Here is a 3,166-nt window from a genome sequence, read left to right as displayed (position 1 = left end):
ACCGCTTCGCGCAGCGGCTCGAGCATCCGTGGGTGGTTGGTGCCGGGGTTCTGGCCCCAGACGAAAATCGCGTCGGCGTGTTCGAAGTCGTCGAAGGTCACAGTGCCTTTGCCGACACCGACGCTTTGCGACAACGCGACACCGCTGGCCTCGTGACACATGTTCGAGCAGTCAGGGAAGTTGTTGGTGCCATAGGCGCGCACGAACAGCTGATAGAGGTAGGCCGCTTCGTTGCTGGCCCGGCCCGAGGTGTAGAACTCGGCCTGATCCGGACTCGACAAGCCGTTCAGGTGTTTGGCGATCAGCGCGAACGCGTCGTCCCAGCTGATCGGCTTGTAGCGGTCGGTTTCGGCGTCGTAGCTCATCGGCTCGGTCAGGCGGCCCTGGTATTCGAGCCAGTAGTCACTCTGCTCCAGCAACGAAGTGACGCTGTGTCTGGCGAAGAACTTTGCATCGACCCGGCGTTTGGTCGCCTCCCAGTTCACCGCTTTGGCGCCGTTCTCGCAGAACATCACCATGCCCTTTTCCGGAGAGTCGCCCCAAGCGCAACCCGGGCAGTCGAAGCCACCGTTCTGGTTGGTCTTGAGCATTATGCGCAGGTTTTTCAAGGCGTTATCGCTGGTCAACCAGGCCTGGGCGACGCTGATCAGTGCGCCCCAACCACCGGCCGGGCCTTTGTAGGGCTTGTAKCGAGGGACAGGTGTCTGATCGGCTTGACGGTGTTGACTCACGCTTGTTTCTCCAACGTTGGGCTGTAGACCCGCGGCGCATTCTTCTGTGGCAGATGGATGAGGTTGAGGTTGTGGCGACGGGCCCATTGCACGGCAAGGCCCGTGGGCGACGACAGGCTGACCAGGGTCTGGATGCCGGCGCGCAAGACTTTCTGGATCAATTCGAGGCTGCAGCGGCTGGTGACAATCGCCAGCCCGCCAGCGGTCGGGATCTTCTGGCGGATCAATCCGCCGATCAGTTTGTCGAGGGCGTTGTGCCGGCCGATGTCTTCGCGGCCCAGCAGCAACTCGCCCTGATCATTCATGAACACCGCGGCATGTACCGCACCACTGTGCTGGCCAAGGGGCTGGAACGCGCCGATGCGCTGACGCAGGCCGTCGAGCCATTCGGCAGGCGGCAAGGGTGCGCCAGGCAATACCTGGAGCTCGGGCAGTGCCTGCTCCACTGCTTCCACGCCGCACAGCCCGCAACCGCTGGTGCCGGCCAGTTGCCGACGCTGCTGCTTGAGGTTCCAGAAGGCGCGGTTGGCGATGGTCACTTGCGCGTATTGCGCCGAGCCAGAGCCGGTCAGTTGCAGGTCATAAATATCAGTGGCGTCCTCGATGATGCCGCTGCCCAGGCTGAAACCGACAATGAAGTCTTCCAGATCCGTGGGTGTCACCAGCATGACCGCCTGGCTGATGCCGTTATAGGCAATCGCCAACGCGACTTCCTCGGCCAGCGCGGTGCTGGTCGATTCCGTGTCTTCAAGGTTGCTGTAACTATAAGTCTGGCTGGCGGCAGGCGCGGGCGTTTCGAGGGCAGGCGCCGCGCAGGCTGGGCGCTTGGTGTTCATGGCATCACCGACGGTTTGATCAGCTTTAAGACTAGGCGTGACAACTTGTCACGTCTAATCGTTAGTACTGATCTGCCGATAGACTCCGTCGATCAAGCACTGGGCAACGATTGTCGATAGATCGCGAAACAAGCCTCCGCCAAGGCCGAGCGTGGCGCGCTGCGACGCATGATCAGCCCCAGCCGGCCCAGGGTCTGGGCGTTTTCGATCGGTTGCAGGCGCAGATGATCGGTCAGCTCTTCCAGACCTCCGTCCAACGGCATCACGGCGCAGCACAAGCCGCCGTGCACAGCTTGTAACAGTTGATGCACGGCATCCGTTTGCAACAGAGGCTGCGGGGTGAGGCCGCGGCTGTGGAAGTTGTGGTCGATGGATTGGCGAAAGTGCATGCCGCTGGTGAGCATGCCCAGTGGCAGTTCGATCAATGATTCCCAGCTCAGCGGCGCCTCGCCAAAGCTGAAAAAGCGTTGGTCGTAGAGCAGGCCCATGCGGGTTTCGCTGAAGGCCAGCGAGTCGAAACGTTCGGCATCCAGGCGCTCCAGGTAGGAAACACMGAGGTCCAGGCGATTGTTCGCCAGTTGTTCGAGTATTTGCTCCGAACTCAGCGCCGAAAGCTCGAAGCGCAGGTTCGGGTGCTCGGCATGCAGGCGTTGCAGCAGCGGCAGCGGATCGAAGCTCGACAGCGGCACCACGCCCAGACGCAAGGTGCCGACCAGATTGCCGCGACAGGCAGCCGCCTCGGCATACAAGCCGTCGTACGCCGCCAGCACCGTGCGCGCCCACGCCAGCACTCGCTCGCCCGGCGCCGTAAAACCTTCGAAGCGCTGACCGCGATTGACCAGCGGTAGGTCGAGTTCTTCTTCGAGGCTGCGCAGGCGCATCGACAGTGTCGGTTGAGTAATGTGGCAGCGCGCGGCGGCCTGACCGAAATGGCGGGTTTCGTCGAGCGCGATGAGGAATTTCAGCTGCTTGATGTCCATCTGCGCTCCAGGGGTTGGGAAGGTGCGGATTCTATCGCATGCGGGGTCATTGGTCGGGCTGGATTCGCAGGTGACGACCGTGGTCTAGGCTTTGACGTCTGGAATCCGAAACCCAAGGAGAGTGCACCATGAGTCTTTTGAGCTTTGTGAAGGAAGCGGGCGAAAAGCTGCTGGATCTGCTGACGCCAGGCAACGCCAATGCCAGTGATCAGTTGAAGGAGCACATCAGCAAAGTCGGCCTGGGTAACCCGAATGTGCAAGCGACGGTCGAGGGTGACAAGGTCACGGTGACCGGTGAAGTGGCGAGCCAGGAAGAGAAAGAAAAAATCCTGCTGGCGGTGGGCAATATTGTCGGGGTTGGCAGTGTTGACGATCAGATCACGGTGACCGGGCCGGTCGTGAAAGCGGCGGTATTTGTCGCCGTGGTGAAGGGCGACACCCTCAGCGCGATTTCCAGGCGCGTGTACGGCGATGCCAACAAGTACAACAAGATTTTCGAAGCCAACAAACCAATGCTGTCGCACCCGGACAAGATCTATCCGGGGCAGTCGTTGCGGATTCCTGAGTAAGTCGTCAAACCGCGTGATGGCCATCGCGGGCAAGCCACGCTCCCACAGGA

The 3,166-nt window shown here is 61.2% G+C and carries 4 protein-coding genes; 1 reads left to right on the top strand and 3 read right to left on the bottom strand.

The features are described 5' to 3' along the window. The 3 genes from ACXRVY_RS21720 to ACXRVY_RS21710 all read right to left on the bottom strand — a co-directional run. The coding region (locus ACXRVY_RS21720) for a molybdopterin-dependent oxidoreductase (protein ID WP_458238209.1) at positions 1–731 on the bottom strand (731 nt) is incomplete at its 3' end. After that, positions 728–1,567, bottom strand: a complete 840-nt coding sequence (gene fdhD / locus ACXRVY_RS21715; RefSeq protein ID WP_218429609.1) for a formate dehydrogenase accessory sulfurtransferase FdhD — start codon at positions 1,565–1,567, stop codon at positions 728–730. The genes fdhD and ACXRVY_RS21720, both read right to left, overlap by 4 nt. Positions 1,568–1,659: 92 nt before the next feature. After that, positions 1,660–2,547, bottom strand: coding sequence for a LysR family transcriptional regulator (locus tag ACXRVY_RS21710; protein ID WP_458238208.1), 888 nt, complete (start codon positions 2,545–2,547; stop codon positions 1,660–1,662). A 128-nt stretch (positions 2,548–2,675) separates the two neighbouring features. On the opposite strand from ACXRVY_RS21710, the gene lysM reads away from it, so the two are divergent. Beyond that, positions 2,676–3,116, top strand: coding sequence for a peptidoglycan-binding protein LysM (gene lysM / locus ACXRVY_RS21705; RefSeq protein WP_223462741.1), 441 nt, complete (start codon positions 2,676–2,678; stop codon positions 3,114–3,116). Positions 3,117–3,166 lie beyond the last annotated feature (50 nt).

The organism is Pseudomonas sp. P5_A2_2, from assembly GCF_054177685.1.
Note: the sequence above shows the minus strand (reverse complement) of the source record. Positions and strands in the feature narration are given on the sequence as shown.